General features: G+C 39.1%; 24 protein-coding genes. 23 read left to right on the forward strand and 1 reads right to left on the reverse strand.

Annotated elements, in window-relative coordinates:
- The first annotated feature begins 169 nt into the window (after window positions 1-169).
- From gmk to BCR24_RS03405, 11 genes are all read left to right on the forward strand, one after another.
- The gene (gene gmk / locus BCR24_RS03355; RefSeq protein WP_069639155.1) at window positions 170-784 is read left to right on the forward strand and encodes a guanylate kinase; all 615 of its coding nucleotides are present in this window, start codon (window positions 170-172) and stop codon (window positions 782-784) included.
- 4 nt (window positions 785-788) lie between these two features.
- A complete protein-coding gene (gene rpoZ, locus BCR24_RS03360; RefSeq protein ID WP_069639156.1) occupies window positions 789-1,094 on the forward strand; it encodes a DNA-directed RNA polymerase subunit omega in 306 nt (101 codons plus the stop codon).
- Window positions 1,095-1,301: 207 nt separating this feature from the next.
- The gene (gene priA, locus BCR24_RS03365; protein ID WP_069639157.1) at window positions 1,302-3,734 is read left to right on the forward strand and encodes a primosomal protein N'; all 2,433 of its coding nucleotides are present in this window, start codon (window positions 1,302-1,304) and stop codon (window positions 3,732-3,734) included.
- A gap of 70 nt (window positions 3,735-3,804) precedes the next feature.
- Window positions 3,805-4,299 carry a peptide deformylase gene (gene def / locus BCR24_RS03370; RefSeq protein ID WP_069639228.1) on the forward strand — a complete coding sequence of 165 codons (495 nt, stop codon included), beginning with the start codon at window positions 3,805-3,807 and terminating at the stop codon, window positions 4,297-4,299.
- Window positions 4,292-5,233: a methionyl-tRNA formyltransferase gene (fmt, locus tag BCR24_RS03375; RefSeq protein ID WP_069639158.1), complete on the forward strand. Its 942-nt coding sequence runs from the start codon at window positions 4,292-4,294 to the stop codon at window positions 5,231-5,233. Before def ends, fmt begins: the two co-directional genes overlap by 8 nt.
- Before the next feature lie 5 nt (window positions 5,234-5,238).
- Complete coding sequence (gene rsmB, locus BCR24_RS03380; protein ID WP_069639159.1) at window positions 5,239-6,603, forward strand: 16S rRNA (cytosine(967)-C(5))-methyltransferase RsmB; 1,365 nt, start codon at window positions 5,239-5,241, stop codon at window positions 6,601-6,603.
- Window positions 6,604-6,618: 15 nt separating this feature from the next.
- The gene (locus BCR24_RS03385) at window positions 6,619-7,368 is read left to right on the forward strand and encodes a Stp1/IreP family PP2C-type Ser/Thr phosphatase (RefSeq protein ID WP_069639160.1); all 750 of its coding nucleotides are present in this window, start codon (window positions 6,619-6,621) and stop codon (window positions 7,366-7,368) included.
- Window positions 7,365-9,548 (forward strand): Stk1 family PASTA domain-containing Ser/Thr kinase, encoded by a 2,184-nt coding sequence (pknB, locus tag BCR24_RS03390; RefSeq protein WP_069639161.1) that lies wholly within the window; start codon window positions 7,365-7,367, stop codon window positions 9,546-9,548. Before BCR24_RS03385 ends, pknB begins: the two co-directional genes overlap by 4 nt.
- 129 nt (window positions 9,549-9,677) lie before the next feature.
- Window positions 9,678-10,577, forward strand: a complete 900-nt coding sequence (gene rsgA, locus BCR24_RS03395) for a ribosome small subunit-dependent GTPase A (protein WP_069639162.1) — start codon at window positions 9,678-9,680, stop codon at window positions 10,575-10,577.
- A 13-nt stretch (window positions 10,578-10,590) separates the two neighbouring features.
- Window positions 10,591-11,241: a ribulose-phosphate 3-epimerase gene (gene rpe, locus BCR24_RS03400; RefSeq protein ID WP_069639163.1), complete on the forward strand. Its 651-nt coding sequence runs from the start codon at window positions 10,591-10,593 to the stop codon at window positions 11,239-11,241.
- Complete coding sequence (locus BCR24_RS03405) at window positions 11,241-11,882, forward strand: thiamine diphosphokinase (protein ID WP_069639164.1); 642 nt, start codon at window positions 11,241-11,243, stop codon at window positions 11,880-11,882. Before rpe ends, BCR24_RS03405 begins: the two co-directional genes overlap by 1 nt.
- Before the next feature lie 51 nt (window positions 11,883-11,933).
- On the opposite strand, the gene rpmB is transcribed toward BCR24_RS03405, so the two are convergent.
- On the reverse strand, window positions 11,934-12,122 hold the full coding sequence (rpmB, locus tag BCR24_RS03410; RefSeq protein WP_069639165.1) for a 50S ribosomal protein L28: 189 nt from the start codon (window positions 12,120-12,122) through the stop codon (window positions 11,934-11,936).
- A gap of 266 nt (window positions 12,123-12,388) precedes the next feature.
- Between rpmB and BCR24_RS03415 the strand changes: the two genes are divergently transcribed.
- The 12 genes from BCR24_RS03415 to rnc all read left to right on the forward strand — a co-directional run bounded on the left by BCR24_RS03415 (window position 12,389) and on the right by rnc (window position 26,300).
- Entirely contained in the window at window positions 12,389-12,751 is a 363-nt protein-coding gene (locus BCR24_RS03415) for an Asp23/Gls24 family envelope stress response protein (RefSeq protein WP_010761897.1), read from the forward strand.
- A gap of 65 nt (window positions 12,752-12,816) precedes the next feature.
- Window positions 12,817-14,490 carry a DAK2 domain-containing protein gene (locus BCR24_RS03420; RefSeq protein WP_069639166.1) on the forward strand — a complete coding sequence of 558 codons (1,674 nt, stop codon included), beginning with the start codon at window positions 12,817-12,819 and terminating at the stop codon, window positions 14,488-14,490.
- A gap of 392 nt (window positions 14,491-14,882) precedes the next feature.
- Entirely contained in the window at window positions 14,883-16,937 is a 2,055-nt protein-coding gene (recG, locus tag BCR24_RS03425) for an ATP-dependent DNA helicase RecG (protein ID WP_069639229.1), read from the forward strand.
- 346 nt (window positions 16,938-17,283) lie between these two features.
- Window positions 17,284-18,282, forward strand: a complete 999-nt coding sequence (gene plsX, locus BCR24_RS03430) for a phosphate acyltransferase PlsX (RefSeq protein WP_069639167.1) — start codon at window positions 17,284-17,286, stop codon at window positions 18,280-18,282.
- Window positions 18,283-18,425: 143 nt separating this feature from the next.
- Entirely contained in the window at window positions 18,426-18,665 is a 240-nt protein-coding gene (gene acpP, locus BCR24_RS03435) for an acyl carrier protein (RefSeq protein WP_069639168.1), read from the forward strand.
- A 446-nt stretch (window positions 18,666-19,111) separates the two neighbouring features.
- Entirely contained in the window at window positions 19,112-20,119 is a 1,008-nt protein-coding gene (locus BCR24_RS03440) for an ABC transporter ATP-binding protein (RefSeq protein ID WP_069639169.1), read from the forward strand.
- Window positions 20,119-21,096 carry an ABC transporter ATP-binding protein gene (locus tag BCR24_RS03445; RefSeq protein WP_069639170.1) on the forward strand — a complete coding sequence of 326 codons (978 nt, stop codon included), beginning with the start codon at window positions 20,119-20,121 and terminating at the stop codon, window positions 21,094-21,096. The genes BCR24_RS03440 and BCR24_RS03445 overlap by 1 nt, the downstream gene beginning before the upstream one ends.
- Entirely contained in the window at window positions 21,063-22,025 is a 963-nt protein-coding gene (gene opp4B, locus BCR24_RS03450) for an oligopeptide ABC transporter permease (protein ID WP_069639171.1), read from the forward strand. Before BCR24_RS03445 ends, opp4B begins: the two co-directional genes overlap by 34 nt.
- Window positions 22,026-22,062: 37 nt before the next feature.
- Window positions 22,063-22,965, forward strand: coding sequence for an ABC transporter permease (locus tag BCR24_RS03455; protein ID WP_069639230.1), 903 nt, complete (start codon window positions 22,063-22,065; stop codon window positions 22,963-22,965).
- 24 nt (window positions 22,966-22,989) lie between these two features.
- On the forward strand, window positions 22,990-24,756 hold the full coding sequence (locus BCR24_RS03460; protein WP_069639172.1) for an oligopeptide ABC transporter substrate-binding protein: 1,767 nt from the start codon (window positions 22,990-22,992) through the stop codon (window positions 24,754-24,756).
- A gap of 198 nt (window positions 24,757-24,954) precedes the next feature.
- A complete protein-coding gene (ndk, locus tag BCR24_RS03465; protein WP_069639173.1) occupies window positions 24,955-25,362 on the forward strand; it encodes a nucleoside-diphosphate kinase in 408 nt (135 codons plus the stop codon).
- A gap of 245 nt (window positions 25,363-25,607) precedes the next feature.
- Window positions 25,608-26,300 (forward strand): ribonuclease III, encoded by a 693-nt coding sequence (rnc, locus tag BCR24_RS03470; RefSeq protein WP_069639174.1) that lies wholly within the window; start codon window positions 25,608-25,610, stop codon window positions 26,298-26,300.
- Window positions 26,301-26,314 lie beyond the last annotated feature (14 nt).

The following is a 26,314-nucleotide window of genomic DNA, read 5'->3' on the forward strand; positions in this document are numbered from 1 at the left end:
GTTCAGACGAGTCAGTCTGTTCAGCTTTTAAATTATCTAGCTTCATGAACCAGTTCTTTGGTAAAAAAGATGAAAGTTGCCTAGCGCCAAAGAGCAGCACAATCTACTTTCCCTATTTTTCAGTCAGAACTAATCAGGTTCATTCAGCTTTCAACGAAAGGAAGTCATCATGTCAGAGCGTGGATTATTAATTGTACTATCAGGTCCTTCTGGAGTTGGTAAAGGAACAGTACGAAAAGCAATTTTTGATAGTGAAGAGAATGATTTTCAGTACTCAATTTCTATGACTACCCGTAAGATGCGGGAAGGCGAAGTAGAAGGAGTCGATTACTACTTTCGCACAAAAGAAGAATTTGAAGCAATGATCGAAGCTGGTGAAATGTTAGAATATGCACAGTACGTAGGGAATTACTACGGAACGCCGCTTTCTTACGTTAACCAAACGCTTGATAAGGGAAAAGATGTCTTTTTAGAAATAGAAGTTCAAGGTGCGGAACAAGTCAAAGAGCAGGTGCCAGATGGCGTCTTCATTTTTCTAACCCCACCAGATCTAGCTGAGTTAAAATCACGAATCGTAGGGCGCGGTACAGATGATCATGAAGTGATCGAAGAACGGATGCGTGTGGCTCGCGAAGAGATCGAAATGATGGCATTATATGATTATGCGGTTGTGAATGATGAAGTGCCCTTAGCTGTGAAGAGAATCAAGGAAATTATCGCGAGTGAACATTTTCGCGTTGATCGAGTAATTGGCAACTATATTAAAATGTTGAAGGAGATGTAGCCTTATGATGCTAAAACCATCTATTGACTCATTATTAAAAGAAGTACCATCAAAATATTCACTTGTTATACTAGCAAGCAAACGCGCACACGAATTAGATGAAGGCGCACAACCAACTCTTGAAAGCTTTGAATCTGTAAAAAGCGTGGGTCAAGCATTGGAAGAAATCGATGCAGCGACAGTCATCAATGATCCTAGACCAGAAGAAAAGCGTGAAAGAATGCGTATGGCAAAAGAAGAGAAAAAAATGAGACATGAACAAGAACAAAAAGAACTTGAAAATCGTATCCGCGACGAAAAAGGACTATAAAATAAAAAACTGGGATGAAACCATTAAGAGCTTTCATCTCAGTTTTTATGTGCTATGAAAAGAAACACGAGACGTACAGCTTAATTTTTTACAACAGAAATCAGAGGAACAAGACAAATACCTGATTCTTTAGTACAATAAGCAAAGAAAAGCTGGATGAATCCGTTTGGCATCAAAAGAAAATTTTTACAGAATGGAGGAATGTTTATGAGAAAAGCGGCACAAGTAATTGTTGATGTACCTACAATGCAGACAGACCAACCGTTTACTTATTTGATTCCTTTTAACTTAGAACAACAATTAGCAGTTGGCATGCGGGTAGAAGTCCCTTTTGGAAATGGGAATCGGCATCTGCAAGGCTTTGTCTTGGAGATTGATGAAGTAACTGATGATGTGATTGCTGCTCAAAAATTTGAATGGAAAGAGATTCTTTCTGTTTTAGATTTAAAACCAGTTTTAAACACAGAATTGCTGGAACTAGCTGATTATATGAAAGAAAAAACGTTTGCCTTTAAGATTACTTGTTTGCAAACGATGCTGCCAAGTGTGATGCGTGCAGATTATAGCAAGTACATATATTTAACAGATGAACTAGAAGCAACCGTTCAAGATGAGTTATTTTATGGATTAGACGAAATCGCTTGGGACGACGCGTTGGCTCGCAATATTTTGCCTCAGTTGATGCAGTTGAGAAAACAACAAAAAGTCGATATTCGTTATGAAGTCAATACACGAAATAGAGTCAAAACGATTCGCTATATACAAGCGCTAAAAGACTTCCAGCAATTGGAAGAAGCGCGGATGGAGCTTAGAAAAGGGTCTCAGAAAAAAGAACAATTGATTCACTATCTACAACAACTTGGCTTAGAAAAAATGACTACCGTAAAAGAAATGAAAGAGCTAGGCTTTAGTACGGCTGTTTTAAATGATGGGGCGAATAGACAGTGGTTGACGTTTGTTGAAGCAGAAGCGTATCGTGATCCATTTGCAGATCAGACCTTTGAAAAGACGACGGCTTTAGCTTTGAATAATGAACAACAAATCGCTGTGGATAACATTTTAGAATCCGTTGATCAAAAGTTGAGCCAAACCTATTTACTAGAGGGAATCACGGGAAGCGGAAAAACAGAAGTTTATCTTCAAGTAATCGCAGAAGTCTTGAATCAAGGAAAAACCGCTATGATGCTTGTGCCGGAGATTTCACTAACACCGCAGATGGTCCATCGCTTTAAGAGTCGTTTTGGTGAGCAAGTTGCAGTAATGCACAGTGCTTTATCGCAAGGGGAAAAATATGATGAGTGGCGAAAAATCGAACGTGGTGAAGCACAAGTTGTGGTTGGGGTTCGTTCTGCTATTTTTGCACCATTGGAAAATCTAGGTGTTGTGATCATCGATGAAGAGCATGAAGCGAGTTACAAGCAAGAGGAAACACCACGCTATCATGCACGTGACCTCGCTATTTGGCGAGGAGCCTACCATCATTGTCCTGTGGTTTTAGGGAGTGCGACGCCTTCATTGGAAACTAGAGCGCGAGCGCAAAAAAAAGTGTACGAACGATTAGTCCTATCTAAACGAGCTAATCAGACAGCGACGTTACCGACAATTGATGTAGTCGATATGCGTGAAGAAATTCAAAATAAAAATACCTCTTCATTTTCACTGGCGCTGCAAGAAAAAATACGAGATCGTCTAGCGAAGAAAGAACAAAGTGTTTTGATGTTAAATCGTCGCGGTTATTCCTCTTTTGTGATGTGTCGGGATTGTGGCTATGTGTTACCTTGTCCAAACTGTGATATTTCCCTAACGCTGCATATGGATACTAAAACGATGAAATGCCATTATTGTGGCCACGAAGAACGAATTCCTTATCACTGTCCTAATTGTGGTGGAGATAAGATCCGTTATTATGGAACTGGAACCCAAAAAGTCGAAGAAGAACTCAAAGCCTTGTTCCCAGAAAGCCGTGTGTTGCGGATGGACGTAGATACAACTAGACGAAAAGGGGCCCATGAGAAAATTCTGACGGCCTTTGGTCATCATGAAGCAGATATTTTACTTGGTACACAAATGATTGCTAAAGGGTTAGATTTCCCTAATGTGACACTAGTAGGTGTGTTGAATGCAGATACAGCACTTAATCTGCCTGATTTTCGTTCGAGTGAACGAACATTTCAATTGTTGACCCAAGTTAGCGGCCGAGCAGGTCGAGCAGAAAAACCTGGTGAGGTCATCATTCAGTCTTTTAATCCAGAACATTATGCAATTCAGTTAGCAAAAGCTCAGGATTATGAAGACTTTTATCAAAAGGAAATGTACGTCCGCCATCGAGGGGACTATCCGCCATTTTACTTTACGGTTCAAATTACGGCCAGCCATCCAGAGGAAAATCAAGCCGCTAAGCAAATGTTTGAAATCGTCAAAGAACTAAAAGAAGGTTTATCCGACCAAAGTATTTTACTAGGACCTACGCCAAATGCGATCATGAGGGTGAACAATCGGTACTTCTATCAAGTGATCATCAAATATAAAAACGAACCTAACTTACAAACTATCTTAAAAAAAATACTGACCGACACTCAAAGGGCCACGGCACAAGGATTGAAATTATCGATCGATGCTGAACCAATGAATTTTATTTGACTTGAAACATACCAAGAAATCACAGTGAGAGAAGAAACTGATGATGATTGGTCCAAAGAAAGGAAACCGAATGCGCTATCCTATAGTGATACACCCTAATGAACGTCTGAAACAAAAAGCAAAGCCTGTAACCATGATCACCGATGAAACCATCTCTCTTTTAGAAGATATGTATGAAACAATGGTTGCCCACGATGGGATCGGCTTAGCTGCCCCGCAAATTGGTAAAAATTTTCAGCTCGCTGTAATTGAAATAGATGACGAAACAGGCCTGTTTGAACTGATCAATCCTGAAATCATCGAACGTAAAGGCTCAGATATTGATGTAGAAGGTTGCTTAAGTATTCCAGAAACTTATGGAACGGTCGAAAGAGCAGATGAAGTGACTGTACGTTATTTTGATCGTGAAGGGGACGAGATCGAAGTTACTGCTTATGGCTATCTTGCTAGAGCGTTCCAACACGAAATCGATCATCTCAATGGTGAGCTATTTATCGATAAAATCATTGAACCAATCAAACCAGAAGATTTAGAGGCATATATGGAGGAACATTTAGATGACTAAACTAATTTTTATGGGAACACCCGCTTTTTCAGTACCTATTTTAGAAGGGCTGATCGAACATGGCTATGAAATTCAAGCAGTCGTGACGCAACCAGATCGTCCAGTTGGGCGAAAAAAAATAATCACACCAACACCTGTCAAAGAAGCTGCGATGAAACATGAGTTGCTTGTTTTACAACCTGAAAAAATTTCAGGCTCACCAGAAATGGACAAAATCATCGAGCTTGCACCAGACTTGATTGTGACAGCGGCTTTTGGCCAATTTTTACCTGAGAAAATCTTAAATGCCCCAAAATTCGGTGCGGTTAACGTCCACGCTTCATTACTGCCAAAATACCGTGGTGGTGCTCCCGTTCATTATTCGATAATCGAGGGAGAAAAAGAAACAGGTGTGACGATCATGGAAATGGTGAAAAAAATGGATGCTGGCGATATTCTTTCTCAAAAAGCAATTCCGATCACTAAAACAGATGATGTCGGTTCAATGTTCGACAAGTTAAGTATTGTCGGCAAAGAATTGTTGCTAGAGACAGTGCCTAAAATTTTAGCCAATGACATCACACCGATGCCTCAAGATGAAACGCAAGTCACCTTTTCTCCCAATATTACTAGAGAACAGGAAAAAATCGATTGGCATAAAACTGCGGAACAGGTGGACAATCAGGTCCGTGGTATGCGTCCGTGGCCAACTGCGTTCACCACCTATAACGAAACGACTTGGAAGTTATGGGATGTTACACCTTTGAGTGAAACAACAACAGCCGAAGCGGGAACGATCATTAAGCGTAGCAAAAAAGAATTATGGATTGCTTGTGGGAACGGAACCGTTCTTTCTGTGAACGTGATTCAGCCGTCCGGCAAAGGGAAATTATTGATTCAAGACTTCTTAAACGGGGTTGGCAAAACAGTTACACAAGCAGATAGGGTGGGTTAATCAATATGGGAAAAAAAATACCAGCAAGAGTGAAGAGTTCTGTTCGTTATGTCGCGTTGAGAACGATCGAACGTGTAGATAACGGTGGAGCATACTCCAATCTCTTATTAAATGAAATGATCAATAAATCCGCATTAGGAGAAAAAGATAGTCGCTTATTTACAGAACTTGTTTACGGAACAATCAGCCGTAAGTTGCTATTGGAATACTATCTAACACCATTTATCACCAATCCTAAAAAAGTGGACAGCTGGGTAAAAAATTTACTTAGCTTATCGATTTATCAATTAGTCTTTTTAGATAAAATCCCTGATCATGCAATCATTAATGAAGCCGTGGAAATAGGGAAGCACCGTGGAAATGTCGGCATCGGTAAATTTGTCAACGGCGTACTGCGGGCTTATCATCGTGAAGGTGCACCTAGTTTAGACAACATCAAAGATCCGGTGGAACGTCTTTCAGTAGAAATCAGCATGCCAAAATGGTTGACTGAAAAGCTGATCTGTCAAATGGGGATGGAAGAGACAAGAAAATTAGGGTTGTCACTTTTTGAAAAAAGTCACGTTAGCGGTCGTGTAGACACACGTGAAATCAGTATTTCTGATGCGTTAGACGTGTTACATGAAGACCATATCGAAGCAAGAGCGAGTAACGTTTCGCCTTATGGTGTAGTGGCAGATAAGGGGTTTATGGCCGGGAATTATTTATTTGATGCAGGAAAATTAACTATTCAAGATGAAAGTTCTATGCTCGTTGCACCAGCGATGCAAATCGAAAAAAATCATGTTGTATTAGATGCCTGTGCAGCTCCTGGTGGCAAAACTACTCATATCGCAACATTTCTTGATGCAGCACAAGGTGGACGTGTGAAATCTTTAGATATCCACGATCATAAAATAAAATTGATCAAACAAAATGCGGCACGCCTGCATGTAAAAGATGTTGTCGACACTGAAAAATTAGATGCACGTAAAGTAGGAGAAGAATTTCCTGCCGAATACTTCGATCGAATCTTAGTAGATGCACCTTGCTCAGGCCTAGGTTTGATGCGTCGAAAACCCGATATAAAATACAATAAATCAGCGCAAGATTTTGAGCAATTACCAGAAATTCAATTAGAAATTCTAGAAAGTGTTGCACAAACCTTGAAACAATCGGGTATAATGGTCTATAGCACATGTACAATTGCCGAAGAAGAAAACCAAGAAGTTATTGCAACATTTTTAGAAAAGCATCCAGAATTTAAAAAAATCGATGTGTGTGTCAGTGAGGCGGTCCAACCGTCTGTACAGGATCAAATGCTTACGTTATACCCACATCAGTTAGGAACGGATGGATTTTTTATTTGCTGTATGCAAAAAGTTTGTTAAACGAGGTGAAGCATAGTGGAAATCAATTTTCAAACAGATGTCGGTCGAAAACGCAATACAAATCAAGATTATGCTGGTCTATTTGAGAACCAGTCAGGTGTTTCTTTAGCTATTTTAGCCGATGGAATGGGTGGGCACCAAGCAGGAGACGTTGCCAGCCAGATGGCAGTCAATAATTTAGGTGAACGTTGGCGTGAAAGTCAAATCGACACGTCGGAAAAGGCAGCCCAATGGTTGATCAAAGAAATTCAAGATGAAAATGAAATGATTTATGACAAAGGTCAGTCTCAACCTGAATATTTAGGCATGGGAACAACGATCGTTAGTGCGGTATTGTTGGATCAGGCCTTCGTCTTAGCGAATATTGGCGATAGCCGAGCTTATTTAGTACGCAATAATCAACTGCGTCAATTGACGGAAGATCACTCTTTAGTTAATGAATTAGTAAAATCTGGCGAAATTACGCGAGAAATGGCTGCGAATCATCCACGGAAAAATGTATTGACACGTTCGCTAGGTATGCCAAGAATGGTTGAAGTCGATGTAGCAAATCATCTTTGGGTACCTGATGACTATATTTTATTATGTTCAGATGGATTAACAAACATGGTCTCAGAAGAGGATATTTTGGCTACGTTACTTTCAGAAAAAACCTTAAATGAAAAAGTTACAACACTGATCTCAGCTGCCAATGAAGCTGGTGGTGCCGATAACATCACTGTTTTAGTAATACATTTTGACGAACAGAAGGAGGAAAACCAATGATTGAAATCGGCAGAAAATTAAATGGTCGATATCATATTATTGGCAATATCGGCAGCGGCGGCATGGCAAATGTTTTTTTAGCGCATGATTTGATTTTGGATCGTGATGTTGCTGTTAAAGTGCTGCGCTTTGACTTTCAAAATGATCAAGCAGCAATTCGCCGCTTTCAAAGAGAAGCGTTAGCCGCAACTGAATTGGTTCATCCGAATATCGTCAGTGTCTATGATGTAGGGGAAGAAGACGGGTTACAATACTTAGTAATGGAGTATGTGAAAGGGATGGATCTAAAACGATTTATTCAAACACAATACCCAATTCCATATGCAAAAACAGTTGATATCATGGAACAAATTTTATCAGCAGTGTCACTTGCGCATGAACATAGAATCATTCATAGAGACTTAAAGCCGCAAAACATCCTGATGGACGAAAGCGGTGTTGTCAAAATCACTGATTTTGGGATCGCTATTGCGCTAACTGAGACATCAATCACACAAACCAATACAATGTTAGGTTCAGTTCATTATCTCTCGCCAGAACAAGCACGTGGCAGTATGGCAACCAATCAGTCAGATGTTTATGCCGTGGGAATCATTTTATACGAAATGTTGACAGGCAATGTACCATTTGATGGAGAATCAGCAGTAACGATTGCATTGAAGCATTTCCAAGAAGAAATGCCTTCTGTGAAAAACTTTGATCCGAATATTCCTCAATCATTAGAAAATGTGGTGCTACATGCAACTACGAAGGATCCAGCGGACCGTTATAAAACAGCGGAGGAAATGTCACGGGATTTATATACAGTTTTAGCTGCAAATCGTTTAAATGAACCTAAATGGCAGCCGACAGGACTAATGGGTGAAACCAAAATCTTAACACCGATCACAGATGATATGACCATGCCATCGTCTTTTAATTCAATGGAAACGCCAACGGAAGAACGAAATGAGCATGAGGAGATCGAACAACAAGAAGCAGAAGCTAAGAAGAAAAAGAAGAAAAAGAAGCCGCTGATTATTTTTTTGAGTTTATTAGCACTCGCTTTAATTATTGGTGGGATTTTCTACTTTGCAGGTCGCGGCAGCAGTGAAGTCAAGATTCCTAATGTGGAGGACCAAACAGAAGCGCAAGCACGTAAAATGCTGGAAGATGCCGGTTTGGAAGTGAAAACGGAGACCAAACAAGTACAAAGCGACACGATCGAAGAAGGAAAAGTAGTGAAGACCAATCCTGAAATAGGTTCTACTGTAAAGAAAAATCGTGAAATCGAGTTATATATTAGTTCTGGAAATAAAAAAATCAAACTACCTAAAGTGACAGGGAAAAGCTATAAAGATGCAATCGAGGAGTTAGGTGACTTAGGCTTTAAAGAAAGCCAAATCAAGATTACCAAAGAGACCGATCCTAAGGTGGATGAAGATAAAGTCATCAGTCAAACGCCAGAATCTGGTGAAGAAGTAGATCCAAAAACAGATGAAATAAGTTTGGTTGTAAGTGAAGGGCCAGAAGATGTGTATCTTGCTGACTATGCAAGCTTAGGATATAGCTACGATGATGCAGTAAACGAATTACTAAGTTACGGCATTAAAGAAGATCAAATTACGCGCGTGAATAAACCGAGTGATACAGTAGGGAAGGACCTAGTTATTGGTCAAAATCCCGCAGCAGGCAATCCATTTAATCCTAAAAAAGGGAAAATTACATTAACAGTCAGCTCTGGGCCTGAGAAAACAACAGAGACTAGTTCTGACTCAACTAAAATCTCTTTAGGTAATTATGTAGGACGTTCATATGAAAATGTCGTAACTGACTTAGTTGCACTAGGGATTAAATATGAACAAGTGGATGAAGCAAGCGATACAGTCAGTAAGGGAACCGTTATTTCTCAGGAACCTAAAGAAGGGGCGACATTTGATACTAAAACTGGTAAGGTCATCTTACGAGTTAGTTCAGGCCCTAAAGAAGTAGCCGTTCCAGACGTTACAGGGTTAACTCAAGCAGAAGCAAAGGCTAAATTAGAAAGTAGTGGCTTTACTTACGCTGCAGGTTCTGGTGACGTATCTAAAGGTACCGCCTCAAGCACTTCTCCAAGTGCAGGAAGTATGCTTGCTAAAGGGGAACCAGTTACTGTAAACTTCTCAAACGCAACAGCTCCAACAAATGGAGAAAATAATTAATAAATGAAAAAGTGATGAAGCTGTGAAATCGAGTATTCATCACTTTTTTTGTACCAAAAAAGGGTTTACGCTATCTTCCGTTTAGCTTTCTCCCAACCTATGGTAAAATGAAACCAATAGAACGAGGAGGTGGCATTTCTGAAAGGTCAAATCAGAAAAGCATTAAGTGGGTTTTACTACATCTATGCAGAGGGTGCAACATTTCAAACGAGAGCCCGCGGCAATTTCCGTAATCGAAAAATCACCCCATTGGTTGGGGATGAAGTGATGTTTGAAAGTGATAATCCGACGGACGGCTATTTACTTGAAGTTTTCCCTAGACACAATGAACTAGTCCGTCCACCGGTTGCAAATGTCGATCAAGGCGTGGTCGTCATGAGCATGGTGGAACCGAACTTTTCCTACAATTTACTGGATCGTTTTTTAGTTACATTGGAAGAGAAAGAAATTGCTCCGATCATTTATTTGACGAAGATCGATTTATTGACTGGAACAGAAGCCGTTAGTGTGACTCAGGTAAAAAAAGTCTATGAAGAAATCGGGTATCCTGTAATTGCTGCAACAAAAGCAGATGACGATGCAGCGGTGCGTGCTTTAGAACAGTACTTCCCCGAACAGTTAACTGTTTTTATGGGTCAGTCTGGTGCAGGGAAATCGACCTTACTAAACAAGATTTCTCCGGAATTACAATTAGCGACTGATAAAATTTCTGAATCACTAGGACGAGGAAAACATACTACGCGTCACGTAGAGCTGCTACCCCTGTATGAGGGATTAGTCGCAGATACACCAGGGTTTAGTTCAATCGACTTTTTAGAGATGGAAACAACAGAGCTGCCAAAACAATTTCCAGAATTTGTAGAAGCATCCTCAGCGTGTAAGTTTCGTGAGTGTATGCATCGCAAAGAACCTGGTTGCGAAGTGAAACAGCGCGTCGAGGCTGGAACAATTGCTCAAACACGTTATGATAATTATCTGCAGTTTTTACTAGAAATAGAAAATCGCAGACCAATTTATAAGAAAAAATAAAGGAGTGTCTTTAATGAAACTAGCCCCATCGATTTTAAGTGCCGATTTTGCCAATTTAGAAAGAGATATTAAATTAGTCGAAAAACTAGGAGCGGATTATATCCACGTAGATGTGATGGATGGTCAATTTGTCCCTAATATTACATTAGGACCGAATGTGGTTTCAGCAATTAGACCGGTGACTAAGCTGCCACTAGATGTTCATTTAATGATCGTTCAGCCAGAAAACTATATCGAAGCATTTGCTAAAGCTGGTGCGGACATTATCACCGTTCATGAAGAGTCTACACCGCATATCCATCGTGCTGTGCAAATGATCAAAGCATCTGGTGTAAAAGCTGGTGTGGTGATTAATCCCGGTACACCGTTATCAGCGATTGAGTATGTCTTAGATTTAGTCGATCAAGTTTTGATCATGACCGTTAATCCAGGATTTGGCGGACAATCATTTATCGAAAGTTCGTTGGATAAAATTGCCCAGTTAAAAGAGTGGAAAGAGTCCAAAGGCTATACGTACGATATCGAAGTAGACGGTGGCATTGTTCCAGAGACAGCGAAGCGTTGTAAAGAAGCTGGTGCAAATGTATTTGTAGCTGGTTCCTATATCTATAATGCAGAAAGTCCAAAAAATCAGATCGACTCGTTGAGAGCTGTGTTGGACTAATGAATATTCTTCTTGTGGCTGGCGGTTCACCAGATAAGTGGCCGCAATTAAACGCTAAAGATTTTGATTATTTTGTAGGAATTGACCGCGGAAGTTTATATATTGTGGAGCAAGGGTGGTCATTAGATATAGCCGTAGGGGATTTTGATTCATTAACGATTGAAGAGCAACAGTTGATTCAAAAACACGCAAAAGAAGTAAAAAAAGCACAAGTAGAAAAAGATGATACGGATACACAACTTGCTTTGGCACTGACGTTTAAAAAGTTTCCAGAGGCTGAGATAACCATTATTGGCGCAACAGGCGGGCGTTTGGATCATTTTTTAGCCAATCTATGGCTGCCGTTAGAACCACGTTTTCAAGCGTTTGTTCAACAAATTAAGTTAAAAGATCAACAAAATAGCATTTCTTATTATATGCCAGGGAAGTACAGAGTAGAAAAAGAAGCTGAGATGAACTATCTTGCTTATTGTTGTTTAACGCCAGTTGAACAACTGACGTTACTTGATAGCAAGTATACCTTGGATCATGTAGATGTAGTTGTCCCAACTTCTTATGCAAGTAATGAGTTTGTTGGAACAACGGCAACGTTCTCTTTTGCTTCAGGAATGGTCGCTGTGATTCAAAGTACAGACAAATAAGCAAGAAAAAAAGCTGAGCGGCATGCCGTTCAGCTTTTTGATGACGTTCTATTAAACACGCTCGATTTTACCAGATTTCAAAGCACGAGTTGACACCCAAACTTTTTTAGGTTTACCGTCTATTAATACACGAACTTTTTGCAAGTTAGGTTTAACAGTACGTTTAGTAGCGTTCAATGCATGTGAGCGGTTATTGCCGCTGCTTGTCTTACGACCAGTAAAGTAACATACTTTTGCCATTTTTAGTTTCCTCCTTTGCTTTGATCTCGGAGCGATATTTTTCAGCTCATACTAAATTAATTTATCATAGAAAGTTCTTTTTTGCAAGAAGAATTTCAAATCTGTTTGACATTTTCCGTCAAACGATGTAAATTATACAATTATTGGTAAATTCGATGAGACGCTCTATAATAATCTGGCTAAGTTCCTTTTCATTAAGGTATGGCTATGTTAAAATATTATAGAAGAAAATAGGGCAATTGTGCTCTTTAAGGAGGCTTTCATCAATGGCTGTAAAAATCAAAACACCAGCAGGCACCATTGAGATTACCAATGAGGTTATCGCCACGGTTGTTGGCGGTGCTGCGACAGATATCTATGGAATCGTCGGTATGGCTAGTAAAAACCAAATCAAAGATAATTTAAATGGCATTTTGCGTAAAGAAAATTATTCTAAAGGTGTTGTCGTACGTCAAGAAGAAAATGGCGTTGCGGTCGACGTATATACAATCGTAAGTTATGGAACAAAAATTTCAGAAGTTTCTCGAAATGTACAAGAAAAAGTAAAATATAATCTTGAAACATTGCTTGGCGTAACGGCAAATTCCGTCAATGTATTTGTGCAAGGTGTTCGTGTGTTGCCTGACTAGGTAGCCAGCTGTTAAATAGATGAATGATCATTTATTTGCAGGAATCTCAAAGGAGGATTTTTTAGGTGAATGTAACAGAAATCAGTGCAAGTCAGTTCCAAGAGATGGTTCAGGCTGGTGCGAGTCGTCTGCATGTAAATGCAGAGTATGTCAACTCATTGAACGTTTTCCCTGTGCCAGATGGCGATACAGGAACAAATATGAACTTATCTATGACGAGTGGAGCGAAAGCTGTAGCAGATTCTCGTTCTGAAAAAGTTGGAGAATTAACAACCATTCTTTCAAAGGGATTGTTGATGGGCGCTAGAGGAAATTCTGGTGTTATCTTATCACAATTATTCCGTGGTTTTTCTAAACAAATTCCAGATGTTGTGACGTTGAATGCAAAAGATTTAGCCGCAGCATTTACACATGGTGTAGAAACAGCTTATAAAGCAGTAATGAAACCTGTAGAAGGTACAATTTTGACTGTTTCCCGTGAAGCTGCTCGTTCTGGAGAGCGTAAAGCCAAAGAAACCGATGACTGTATCGAAGTAATGGAAGCCGTTGTGAAAGGTGCAAAACGCGCTTTAGCGAAAACACCAGATCTTTTACCTGTATTAAAAGAGGTCGGTGTAGTCGATAGTGGTGGTCAAGGGTTGTTATTTATTTACGAAGGTTTTTTAGAAGCTTTGTCAGGTGAATTTTTAGCAACCGAAGTTTATGAGCCAAGTCCTGGTGAAATGGATGAGATGGTCAATGCTGAACATCACCGTGGAGTGAGTGGACACGTAGCAACCGAAGATATCAAGTTTGGTTATTGTACAGAAATCATGGTTCAAATCGGAGAAGGTCCAACTGTTGATAGTGACTTCGATTATGAAACATTTAGAAACTACTTAAATGAATTAGGTGATTCTTTACTTGTCGTAAATGACGATGAAATCATCAAAGTTCACGTGCATACAGAACATCCCGGTGAGGTAATGAACTATGGTCAAAAATTTGGCTCATTAGTGAAAATCAAAGTGGATAATATGCGTTTACAGCATGAGACGTTAGTTGAACATGATGCCAAAGCAGCTGTTACTAAAAAAGCGCGTGTTCCGTACGCTGTGATTGCAATTGCAGCAGGCCAAGGAGTTCAAGAATTGTTCCGTAGTCTTGGTGCAAGTTATATCATCAGCGGCGGTCAAACGATGAACCCTAGTACAGAAGATATTTTGAAAGCTGTGAAAGAAGTCAATGCTGATCAAGTAATTATCTTACCTAACAACAAAAATATCTTCATGGCCGCGGATCAAGCAGCCGAAGTGGCAGATATTCCAGTAGCGGTTGTTCCAACCAAAACAATTTCTCAAGGAATGACAGCAATGCTTGCTTACAATGATCAACAAAGCCTTGAAGAAAACAAAACGATGATGACAGAAATGATCGAAAGTGTTGTGAGTGGGCAGGTAACAACGGCTGTACGTGACACAACGATTGATAATGTTGAAATCAAAAAAGATGACTATCTAGGAATGATTGACGGCAAAATCGTAGTATCTGAACCAGATATGTTCAAAGCATCATTGGATACACTAAAACGCATGATCGATGAAGATACAGAAATCGTAACGATCATTGTCGGTGAAGGTGGCACAATGAAAGAAGCTGAAAAATTTGTAGAAGCCTTGACTGCTGAATATGAAGATCTAGAAACCGAGATTCATGAAGGTGGACAACCAGTGTATCCATACCTATTTTCAGCGGAATAACAAATGATTTATTGAAGAGGCTGGGACAGAAGCGTTTAATCCCCAGAAATAAGAAGGAATTCACGAAAATGACAAGAAACACAAAATGGTCAATTTCGATGTTGAATGATGCCTAATTAGTGTTTTTCAAATTTTAGTGACCAAGTAGGTACTGTGCAACATCAACTCATTCCTTGTTGTGTTTTACAGCAATTTCAGCTTATTTCCGAAGCTTTCAAAGCTTAGTGCTTTAGCACTTAGAATTTGATGTAATCGAAGCGAAGCGTAGTGATTGCTTCTGCTCCACCGTTTATTCGTATTTAGGGTGTGATACAAAAGTAATTTTTACTTTTGTCCCACACCCTTTTTCTTTAGAAAATAAACAAATGAAGAGTAAAACACGTATCTATTTAATGAGAGGAGGAAGAGTGGTGAACTTAGCGGATGATATCGGTGTCTTGACCGGCGTGGGTCCAAAACGTGCTGAGAATTTAAAAGAGTTAGGCATTTGTACAATCGAAGAGCTGTTGTCCTACTATCCTTTTCGCTATGATGATATCCAAGAAAAGGAATTAAATGAAATCCAAGATCAAGAAAAAGTTACACTAAAAGGTTTAGTTGTATCTGAACCAGTCGTGAGTCGTTACGGCTATAAAAAAAGTCGCATGATGTTTCGGATGATGCAAGACCACGCGGTGATCAATGTGTCCTTCTTTAATCAACCGTATTTAAAAGACAAAATCGTGATGTCTGAAGAAATCGCAGTTTATGGGAAATGGGACGCTAAACGAAAATCGTTGAATGGTATGAAAATTTTAGCAGCCAAAAATGATGGTGAGGATTTTGCTCCGATTTATCATGTGAATAAAAAAGTTCGACAAAGCAGCTTGATTCAGCTGATTCGAACGGGCTTTGAAAAATATGGAGATCTTATTCCCGAAATTTTGCCGAAAGACTTGTTGGAGAAGTATCGTTTGATGCCGAGAAAAGAAGCGATGTTTGCGATGCATTTTCCTAGCGGTCCAGAAGACGGTCATCAAGCTAAGCGGCGTGTTGTTTTTGAAGAATTTTTCTTGTTTCAATTAAAAATGCAAGGTTTGAAAAGACAAGAAAAAGCAGAAAAAAATGGGTTGAGCATCCAATATGATGTGGAGCGCCTAAAATTATTTACACAAAAGCTTCCATTTGAACTGACAGCGGCTCAAAAGAAAGTGACGAATGAAATCTGCCGAGACTTGATGAGCCAAAACCATATGCAGCGTTTGTTGCAAGGGGATGTTGGGAGCGGTAAAACAGTTGTGGCAGCAATTGCTCTTTATGCCACGATGACAGCTGGCTTTCAAGGCGCTTTAATGGTACCAACAGAGATTTTAGCACAACAGCATATGGAAAGTCTCCAGCAACTTTATGATCCTCTGGAAGTTAGGACAGCACTCTTAACGGGATCAACTAAAACAAAAGAGCGCCGAGAATTGCTTCAACAATTAGCGACAGGAGAAATCGATATTATTATCGGAACACATGCTTTGATCCAAGAAGATGTTATTTTTCATAAATTGGGCTTGGTTATTACAGATGAGCAGCATCGGTTTGGTGTGAACCAACGGCGAATTTTAAGAGAAAAAGGGTTGAAGCCAGATGTCTTATTTATGACAGCTACACCTATCCCAAGAACGTTAGCCATTACAGCGTTTGGTGAGATGGATGTCTCGATCATTGATGAAATGCCAGCTGGTCGGATTCCGATAGAAACACGCTGGATTCGGCCACCGCAATTAGATACAGTTCTAGAATGGATGGGAAAAGAGCTGGCTCGTGGACATCAAGCCTATGTGATTTGTCCGTTGATCGAAGAATCTGAAGCCTTAGATGTTAAAAATGCTACGGAGATTTTTGAGCATATGTCTGCTTTCTTTAATCCTACTTATCAGGTCGGGTTACTTCATGGCAAAATGAAAAATCAGGAAAAAGAAGAAATCATGCAGGAATTTAAAGAGAATAACTTGCAGCTTTTAGTTTCGACTACAGTAATCGAAGTAGGTGTCAATGTCCCCAATGCCACTGTTATGCTGATCATGGATGCTGATCGTTTTGGTTTAGCTCAGCTGCATCAACTACGTGGTCGTGTTGGGCGAGGATCAGAAGCCTCTTATTGTATTTTAGTCGCTAATCCCAAAAATGAAATGGGTGTAGAGCGGATGAAAATCATGACGGAAACGAATAATGGTTTTGTACTAAGTGAAAAAGATCTGGAATTGCGTGGGCCTGGTGAGGTATTTGGTGCTAGGCAATCTGGTGTTCCGCAATTTGCTGTGGGTGATATTGTAACGGATTTCAATATACTTGAAGTAGCTCGTCAAGAAGCTAGTATTATTTGGAAAAAAGAGCAGTGGTGGGTTTTACCAGAGTATCGTGGTGTTGCGGATAAAATTAAACCCAATGATGATGAGCAACAGTTTTTTGACTAATCGTATTGAGACGGTGTGAGGAGTTGAAATGAGAGTTAAACGCTTCGTTCTGCTTTTCGTGATCCAGCTACACAAAGCAACTCTCAAGGAAAATAGATAATCTGTCTATGAAACAAAAAGAGCGTTTCCTAGTCAGAGTCCTAATTTTCATGAGAGTTAACCGCTTCGTTCCGCTTTTCGATGATCCAGCTGCACGAAGCAACTCTCAAGGAAAATAGATAATCTGTCTATGAAACAAAAGAGCGTTTCCTAGTCAGAGTCCTAATTTTCATGAGAGCTAAACGCTTCGTTCCGCTTTTCGATATGTTATACTATTTATTGTAATTTACCTAGGAGGGACTATTTTATGAAGATTGCAGTTGATGCAATGGGTGGCGATCATGCACCGCAGGCGATTATTGAAGGTGTGATGCTAGCCAAGCAGGATTTTCCTGAGATTGAGTTTTTACTTTATGGAAAAGAAGATGAAATTAAAAAGTATGTAACCGATGAAACGAATATTACGATTATTCATACAGATGAGAAAATCAATAGTGACGATGAGCCGGTTAAGGCGATTCGTCGTAAGAAAACCGCTTCGATGGTTCTAGCTGCTCAAGCGGTTAAGAATGGTGAGGCGGACGCGATTTTTTCTGCTGGGAATACTGGAGCATTATTAGCAGCAGGTTTGTTTATCGTGGGACGAATCAAGAATGTTGAGCGTCCTGGTTTGATGTCTACTTTGCCAGTTATCGGTCAACCAGATGGCGGCTTTGACATGTTGGATTTAGGTGCGAATGCTGATAATAAACCGGAACATCTTGTTCAGTATGCTGTGTTAGGTTCTTTTTATGCTGAAAAAGTGAGAAATATCGCGACACCTCGTGTTGCTCTTTTGAACAATGGTTCTGAAGAAACGAAGGGGAGCGAATTAACGAAAAAAGCATTTGAGTTGCTATCAGAAGAAGACAGTATCAATTTTATTGGAAACGTAGAAGCGCGTGATTTATTAAGTGGCGCTGCTGATGTTGTTGTGACCGACGGCTTTACAGGCAATGCCGTGCTAAAATCGATTGAAGGAACAGCACTAAATATGATGGGGCTTTTAAAGTCCTCAATTCTTGCAGAAGGATTTAAAGGCAAAATGGGCGCATTACTTTTAAAAAATGCCTTACGTGGGATGAAAGATGAAATGGATTACTCTAAACATGGCGGAGCCGTTTTATTTGGGTTGAAAGCACCTGTTATCAAAACACACGGATCAACAGGACCAGAAGCTGTTCGCTATACTATTCGTCAAATTCAGACAATGTTAAAAACCGAAGTTGTACCCCAGCTTGTCAGCTATTATGAAACAAAAGAATAACCATTTTCGCAACCTGTTTGCAACCGTATTGTAATGTTTTTGCAAAAAAAGATGGACAAATCGATTATTTGTGAGTACAATGTATCATAGCGTTTAACTCAATCGTGAGGAACGCTTTTCAAAAGCAGTGGAGGTGAATACAGTTGAGTCGTGAAGAAGTACTTGAAAAAGTAGCGAAGATTATCTCAAACCACTTTGATATTGAAGCTGAGAAAGTGACAGATCAATTAAACATTAAAGATGACTTGAATGCAGATTCGATTAGTGTAATGGAATTTGTTTTAGAACTTGAAGACGAGTTTGGTACAGAAATTTCTGATGAAGATGCAGAACAAATTGAAACAGTTGGTGCTGCTGTAGATTATATTATGAATCACTTATAATTTAAAAAATGCAAAATGAGGTTGTGCCAAAGGTTGAGTAGGTTATTTTCAAAAACTCGACTTTTTTCACATTATCACAAAAGAGGCTGGGACAGAAGTGTTTAACTCCGAGAAATAAGAGGGATTTTACGAAAATTGCTCTTCAAATTTTTGTGGATTTCAACTTATTTCCGAAGGAGTTGCTTTTGCTCCCGCCGTTTATTCGGATTCTTTGAGTCTGAGATATAACTCGTAGAGTTATGTCTCAGACTTTTTTTGTGTGTTTCGAAATAAATATACTTTTACCAAAATGTTGCATTTTTTGTAAATCTTATATACAATTGCATAAAAAAGATTACAATAAGGTTGTTGAAGCGTTTTTTATGTAATGGATTAGCAATTTTATTCTATGATAAATAGTTTTTAGTATGACGAACTGTAAAGTCGATAATAAGGGGTGGATTAATGTGAGTGATGGCAGTCAATTATTGGATATTCAACATCTTCACACTGGATTTAGAATCAAAGATGAGTATTATGATGCAGTAGATGATGTGTCATTTGAGCTAGAAAATAATGAAATTTTCGCAATCGTTGGTGAATCGGGTTGTGGCAAAAGCACATTAGCAACAACGATTATGGGATTACATGATGCAAACTATAGTCGTGTGACTGGGGAAATTTTCTATAAAGAGCTAAACTTAACTACGTTTAACGAAGAGCTATACAACAAAATACGTGGGAATGACATTGGTATGATTTTTCAAGATCCATTGTCAGCACTCAATCCTTTAATGCGGATTGATGATCAAATCAAGGAAAGCTTAACCTATCATACTGATATGAATGCAGAACAAATGCAAGCAAGGGTAATGGAGTTGTTGCAGCAAGTTGGCATTCCAAATCCAGAACGAGTGGGCAGACAGTATCCTCATGAGTTGTCTGGAGGAATGCGTCAACGTGTCATTATCGCGATAGCAATTGCCTGTAAACCTGCTATCATCATTGCCGATGAACCCACAACGGCACTAGATGTAACGATTCAAGCACAAATTTTGGATTTACTTAAGGATCTACAAGAAGAAACGGGTTCAGGAATTATTTTGATTACTCATGATTTAGGTGTGGTAGCAGAAATGGCAGATAAGGTAGCGGTGATGTATGCGGGACAATTTGTTGAGGTTGCGACAGCTGAAGAATTATTCAGCAATCCGAAACATCCATACACACGTTCTTTACTACAATCAATTCCGCAAGAAAATTCAGATGATAGTCAATTACATGTGATCGAAGGCGTAGTCCCTTCATTGAGTAAATTACCAAGAGAAGGGTGTCGTTTTGCGCCAAGAATTCCTTGGATTCCAGAGGATGCTCATGAAGCAGAACCAACTTTGCATGAAGTGTCAGAGGGCCATTTTGTCCGCTGTACCTGTTATCAGCATTTCCATTTTAGAGACGATCAGGAGGAAGTATAATGGCAGAAATTATTCAAATCAAAGACTTGAAAGTTCATTATCCGATCCGTAGTGGTTTCTTTAACAGAGTGACTGATCATGTATTAGCCGTTGATGGAGTTGATTTTATCATTGAAAAAGGCAAAACATATGGTTTAGTCGGTGAATCAGGTTCTGGTAAATCCACTACTGGAAAAGCAATCATTGGCTTAGAGAAAGTAACGAGCGGTAGCATTTCCTATCAAGACAAGGACGTGACAAAAGCGCACAATCGAAAAGCGTTGCACTATAACAAAGACGTGCAGATGATTTTTCAAGATTCTATGTCTAGTTTAAATCCTAAAAAAAGAGTATTGGATATTATCGCAGAACCAATTCGTAATTTTGAACGTTTAAGTATTCAAGAGGAGAAGAAGAAGGTTCAGGGGCTTTTAGATATCGTAGGAATGCCGGAAGATGCGTTGTACAAATATCCGCATGAGTTTTCTGGAGGTCAGCGTCAACGTTTAGGTGTTGCTCGAGCAGTCGCAACGAATCCTAAATTGATCATTGCGGATGAACCCGTGTCAGCTTTAGACCTATCTGTCCAAGCACAAGTATTGAATTTTATGAAAAATATTCAGGAAGAGTATGGATTGAGTTATTTGTTTATCTCCCATGACCTCGGAGTTGTCAAACATATGTGTGATAATATCGCGATTATGTACAAAGGTCGTTTTGTAGAAATCGGTTCCCGAAAAGATATTTACACGAACCCTCAGCATATATATACAAAACGATTACTGTCAGCTATTCCTAAAATCGATGTGGCTCATCGAGAAGAACATAAAGCGGAGCGGCGCCGAATTGAACAAGAGTATCATGCGTATCAAGAAGAGTATTATGATCAAAATGGTCGTGTCTATGATTTACATAAAATCAGTGAGACACATCAAGTGGCATTAAAAGACGGAGGTGCAAGCGAATGTGGAAAACGATTTTGCGACGAATCCTGTTGATGATTCCTCAAGTGCTGATTTTGAGCGTATTGATTTTTATTTTAGCCAAAATGATGCCAGGAGACCCTTTTTCAGGGTTGATTCAACCGGGAACAGATCCTGCCCAAATTGAAATGTTGCGGGAGAAAGCTGGATTATATGATCCATGGTATACACAATATTTTCGTTGGTTAGTCAATGCTCTGCAAGGTGATTTTGGTGCCAGCTATCAATATAAAATTCCAGTAGCAAATTTAATTAGTGAACGGGCGATGAATACGATTTGGCTATCGCTGTTGACAGTTATTTTGACCTATGCGATTGCGTTGCCTTTAGGTGTATTATCAGGAAGATATCAAAATTCTAAATTTGATAAAGCGGTCGTGGTGTATAACTTTTTTAGTTTTGCCGTCCCTAGTTTTGTTTTTGCTTTAATTATTCTTTTCTTTTTCGGTTATCGACTAGGTTGGTTTCCAACACTAGGTTCCGTATCACCTGATGTTGAACCGGGAACGATTGCTTACTTATGGAGTCGTGCATACCACTTGATTTTACCGGCGATTACATCTGCATTATTGGCAACGGCGGTTACGATTCAATACTTAAGAAGTGAAGTGATTGACTTAAAATCGAGTGATTTTGTAAGGACAGCGCGAGCAAAAGGAGTGCCAACGAAAAAGATTTTTACACGACATATTTTTAGGAACGCATCTTTGCCGATTGCTTCGATGGCTGGCTATGAAATTACTGGTTTACTGGGTGGGTCAGTTGTGATTGAACGTATTTTTGGTTTTCCAGGAATGGGAAATTTATTTATCACTTCAATCACGCAAAGAGATTATAGTGTAGTGACCGCTCTTATTTTAATTTATGGACTAGCAACCTTATTTGGGACACTTATTTCTGATATTATCATGAGCGCTATAGACCCTAGGATCAGAGTACAGTGAATGGAGAGGTGATTACATTATGATGAACAACGAGTCGATGGAAGAAATTGGCGAATCACAGGAATATACCGAAATCAGTACACCACCAATGGGGTTAAAGATGATTGCTAGGGAGTTTAAAAAAGATAAGCTAGCTCTGCTTTCACTAGTGATTTTATTGCTGATCATAGCTGTTACCTTTATAGGTGCGTTGATTATTGACCAAAACAACGTCATGACAATCGACATATTTGAAAAATATTCTCCGCCAGGAGGCAAGTTCTTTTTAGGTGCGGATGAAGGTGGTAGAGATGTTTTTGGGCAACTAATTATAGGTGCGAGAAACTCCATTGTTATTGGATTTGCGATTACGATCATTACTTCCGTTATTGGTGTTGGTATAGGGATATTAGCGGGTTATTATGGCGGAAAAGTAGATAATTTTATTATGCGCATCGTTGATTTTACTATGATCTTGCCAATGATGATGATTATTATTGTTTTTGTCACGATTATTCCTAAGTATAATGTTTGGTCATTTATTTTGATCATGAGTCTATTTTACTGGGTAGCAAAAGCAAGATTATTTAGAAGCAAAACATTATCAGAAGGACGTCGAGATTATGTAAATGCGTCCAAAACAATGGGGACGAGTAATATTAAAATCATGTTTCGAGAAATTATGCCTAATCTAAGCTCATTGATCATCACCAATTTGACAATGAATTTTGCTGGTAATATCGGTATTGAAACGACCTTAACGTTCTTAGGTTTTGGACTGCCTGCCAATGTGCCAAGCTTAGGGACATTGATCAGCTTTGCCAGTAGCGGCGATGTGTTAGTCAATAAACAATGGGTTTGGTTACCTGCGTCACTACTGATTTTAGTGCTGATGCTAAGTATAAATTATGTCGGACAAGCTTTCAAACGTACGGCAGATGCAAAACAACGATTAGGGTAAACTAAAAAATGAGGAGGATATTTTATGAAAAAGAAAATGGTCAGTGGTGTGATGTTGTTAATGTCTGTAACGTTAGGACTAGCAGCCTGTGGAGGCGGCAAAAAGGAAGAGAGTACATCGTCTAATGAGGATGCAACAAAATTTGCACGAGCAGTAAAAAATGAAGAGAAAGCAATTGATGGAGGAACGCTAAAAGTAGCAATTGCAGCAGATACACAATTTCCAGGAGTATTTGATGCTAACTTTTCTTCAAATGCATTGGATACAAAAATCATGTCAGGTGCTTATGAGTCACTAATTAAATATGATGATGAGGGCAAATTGATTGATGGTGGTCCTGCGGATCTTGAAATTGACGTAGATGGTAAAAAAGCTATCATCAAGTTGCGTGAGGATTTAAAATGGAGCGATGGCAAAGCAGTCACAACAGAGGATGTTATTTTCCCATACGAAATCATAGGGCATAAAGACTATCCTGGTGTCCGCTATGGTAGTAAATTTGAATCAATTGTCGGAATGAAAGAATACCATGAAGGAAAAGCAGAAACGATTTCTGGTATCAAAGCAATCGATGATCGTTCAGTAGAAATATCCTATATTGAAATGAATCCTGCAATCAAGTTGGCTGGTGGCGTCATTTGGGGTACGGCGACACCTAAACGTCTTTTTGAAGGAATTGCTGTTAAGGATATGGAAACCAGTGATCCGGTTCGGAAAAATCCTGTAACTTTGGGTGCGTTTAAGTTAGATAAGTTTGTCAATGGAGAGTCAGCAACGTTCGTAGCAAATGAACATTATTATGGCGGCAAGCCAAAACTAGCTAAAATTGTTAAAACAATTGTCCCAACCGCAAGTGTTGTAGAGAGTATGAAGGCAAAGGAATATGATACTTTTGTGGATATGCCTGCGGATAGTTATGATACGTATAAGGATTTAGAAGGATACCAAATATTAGGTGATGTGGATAATTCTTATACGTATCTAGGGTTTAAAATGGGGAAATGGAATGCTGAACAAGAGGGAGTAGCCTATGATGAAAAGTCAAAAATGGCAAACAAAAACTTACGTCAAGCAATGGGCTATGCCATTAATACAGAAGCAATTGCCGATAAATTTTATCATGGTTTGAGAAGCACGAGTAATTCATTGATCATTCCATTTTTCAAGAGTGTTCATAATCCTGACCAAAAAGGTTACTCGTATGATCATAAAAAAGCGAAGAAATTGTTAGAAGATGCAGGCTACAAAGATACGGATGATGATGGTATCCGTGAAGATCCAAATGGGGACAAGTTAGTCATTAACTTTGCTTGCCGTAAGAATGAAGAAATCTCTCAAGCATTAGCAGACTACATGATTCAAGAGTGGGAAAAAATTGGCTTGAAAGTGGAATTATCTGGTGGTCGATTGATGGACAGTCAAGCATTTTACAAAAAATTACAAGAAGATGATCCAGAAATCGATGTTTACAACGCAGCTTGGGTAACAGGTTTAGATCCAGCACCAACAGGCTTGTATGGTCGAAACTCCGAATTCAACTATACTCGTTTTGCTTCAGAAGAAAATGATAAGTTATTAAAAGCGCTTGAATCAGAAAAAACATTCGACGATAAAGAACGTAAAAAAGCTTTTTACGCGTGGCAAGAGTATGCCAAAGAGGAGGCTTTTGCGATTCCAACGACAAATTATTATGTTATCCAACCAGTAAACAATCGTGTGAAAAATTATCTATTAAGTAATAAAGAGATGGATTGGTCTAAAGTGGAACTAACAGCAGATAAACCTAAATAAAGAATAGTATTAGAAAGAGGAGACTGAGACTAAGGTAGCTCGTGGCGAGCTGTCCCAGTCTCTCTTTTTTAAGTAGTCTATCAAAAAGGACAATTCCCAACTTTTTTTTGTCACTTATACACTAGACAGACTATGGTAAGCATGGTAACCTTCTTTTTAAGCGCTTACAAAAAAGTGGGGATTAAGGAGAGAAATCAAATGGAGCAAACATTAATCATCATCAAGCCAGACGGAGTTACTCGTAAATTAGTTGGAGAAATCATTCAGCGATTTGAAAAGAAGCAATTAAACATTCGTCGATTAAAAATAGCAAAAATGTCTCGAGAATTAGCGGAAGAACATTATGCGCATGTGAAGAAATTTGATTTTTTTGAAGACATGATGGCCTATATGACCTCATCAGAAGTCGTTTACCTCGTTTTAGAAGGAACAAGTGTCATTAAAACTGTTCGAAAAATGATTGGCGCAACGAATTGCTTAGAAGCGGAACCTGGGACGATTCGTGGAGATTATGGTGCGAATAGTTATCAAAATATTATCCATGCCTCAGATTCATCAGAAGCAGCTGCAATTGAGATTAAACGATTTTTTACTGAAACAGATTAAACGAAAAGCGTATCGAGATTTTAAACGATCTTGAACGCTTTTTGTCTTTTGAATCGGAACGAATGCTCGAATCTTTAGAGTTTATTATAAAAAGTCTCATTCTACAAGCTGAAATCATTAGTAAAACTTGCAAATATGTTGAAACAGGCAGTCATTTTAAGTCAATTCCGCCCTAACCATTTAAAAATCCCGTAAAAAAAAGTATAATGGAGAAGGTTGTAAATAAACTTAAAGGAATGTAGCAAATGGACAATCAGTTAACTACCGAATTAAAAGAACGTTACGGCATTGTATTCCATGATGTCAACCTATTAGAACAAGCTTTTACCCATTCATCCTATGTGAATGAGCATCGATACTTAAAGCTATCTGACAATGAACGATTAGAATTTTTAGGAGATGCCGTTTTAGAATTATTGGTTTCTCAATATCTGTATAAACAATTCCCAGAAATGCCGGAAGGCAAGCTGACGAAGATGCGGGCGGCGATCGTTCGAGAAGATAGTTTATCCAAATTTGCGAAAGAATGTCATTTTGACCAATATATTCTCCTAGGAAAAGGAGAAGAAAATTCAGGCGGACGTACTAGACCAGCGTTACTGTGTGATTTATTCGAAGCATTTTTAGGTGCTTTATTCTTAGATCAAAAAGTGGATGCAGTCAAAAAATTCATTGCAGAAGTCATTTTTCCAAAAATCGATGCCGGTGCTTTTTCACATGAGATGGATCACAAAACACATTTACAAGAAGTATTACAACGACAAGGAGACGTCCATATTGACTATCGTTTAGTCAATGAAGAAGGCCCCGCTCATGATCGGATCTTTTTTGTAGAAGTCTTTGTTAACGAAAAAATGATTGGAACAGGTCAGGGGAAATCAAAGAAATTAGCAGAACAGGATGCCGCTGAACGAGCGCTGAAAAAGAATCCTGAGTAAGCTTGGAAGGAGCC

The sequence above is a fragment of the Enterococcus ureilyticus genome (genome assembly GCF_001730315.1).
In the GTDB taxonomy this organism is placed as follows: domain Bacteria; phylum Bacillota; class Bacilli; order Lactobacillales; family Enterococcaceae; genus Enterococcus_L; species Enterococcus_L ureilyticus.

Coding starts and splice junctions, on each gene's coding strand:
- pknB (WP_069639161.1), top strand. CDS start 7,365: ATGATTGAAATCGGCAGAAAATTAAATGGTCGATATCATATTATTGGC.
- plsX (WP_069639167.1), top strand. CDS start 17,284: ATGAAGATTGCAGTTGATGCAATGGGTGGCGATCATGCACCGCAGGCG.
- BCR24_RS03415 (WP_010761897.1), top strand. CDS start 12,389: ATGGCTGTAAAAATCAAAACACCAGCAGGCACCATTGAGATTACCAAT.
- priA (WP_069639157.1), top strand. CDS start 1,302: ATGAGAAAAGCGGCACAAGTAATTGTTGATGTACCTACAATGCAGACA.
- rpmB (WP_069639165.1), bottom strand. CDS start 12,122: ATGGCAAAAGTATGTTACTTTACTGGTCGTAAGACAAGCAGCGGCAAT.
- recG (WP_069639229.1), top strand. CDS start 14,883: ATGAGAGGAGGAAGAGTGGTGAACTTAGCGGATGATATCGGTGTCTTG.
- rpe (WP_069639163.1), top strand. CDS start 10,591: ATGAAACTAGCCCCATCGATTTTAAGTGCCGATTTTGCCAATTTAGAA.
- rpoZ (WP_069639156.1), top strand. CDS start 789: ATGATGCTAAAACCATCTATTGACTCATTATTAAAAGAAGTACCATCA.
- BCR24_RS03455 (WP_069639230.1), top strand. CDS start 22,063: ATGGAAGAAATTGGCGAATCACAGGAATATACCGAAATCAGTACACCA.
- gmk (WP_069639155.1), top strand. CDS start 170: ATGTCAGAGCGTGGATTATTAATTGTACTATCAGGTCCTTCTGGAGTT.
- opp4B (WP_069639171.1), top strand. CDS start 21,063: ATGTGGAAAACGATTTTGCGACGAATCCTGTTGATGATTCCTCAAGTG.
- rnc (WP_069639174.1), top strand. CDS start 25,608: ATGGACAATCAGTTAACTACCGAATTAAAAGAACGTTACGGCATTGTA.
- BCR24_RS03460 (WP_069639172.1), top strand. CDS start 22,990: ATGAAAAAGAAAATGGTCAGTGGTGTGATGTTGTTAATGTCTGTAACG.
- fmt (WP_069639158.1), top strand. CDS start 4,292: ATGACTAAACTAATTTTTATGGGAACACCCGCTTTTTCAGTACCTATT.
- def (WP_069639228.1), top strand. CDS start 3,805: ATGCGCTATCCTATAGTGATACACCCTAATGAACGTCTGAAACAAAAA.
- BCR24_RS03405 (WP_069639164.1), top strand. CDS start 11,241: ATGAATATTCTTCTTGTGGCTGGCGGTTCACCAGATAAGTGGCCGCAA.
- BCR24_RS03445 (WP_069639170.1), top strand. CDS start 20,119: ATGGCAGAAATTATTCAAATCAAAGACTTGAAAGTTCATTATCCGATC.
- ndk (WP_069639173.1), top strand. CDS start 24,955: ATGGAGCAAACATTAATCATCATCAAGCCAGACGGAGTTACTCGTAAA.
- rsmB (WP_069639159.1), top strand. CDS start 5,239: ATGGGAAAAAAAATACCAGCAAGAGTGAAGAGTTCTGTTCGTTATGTC.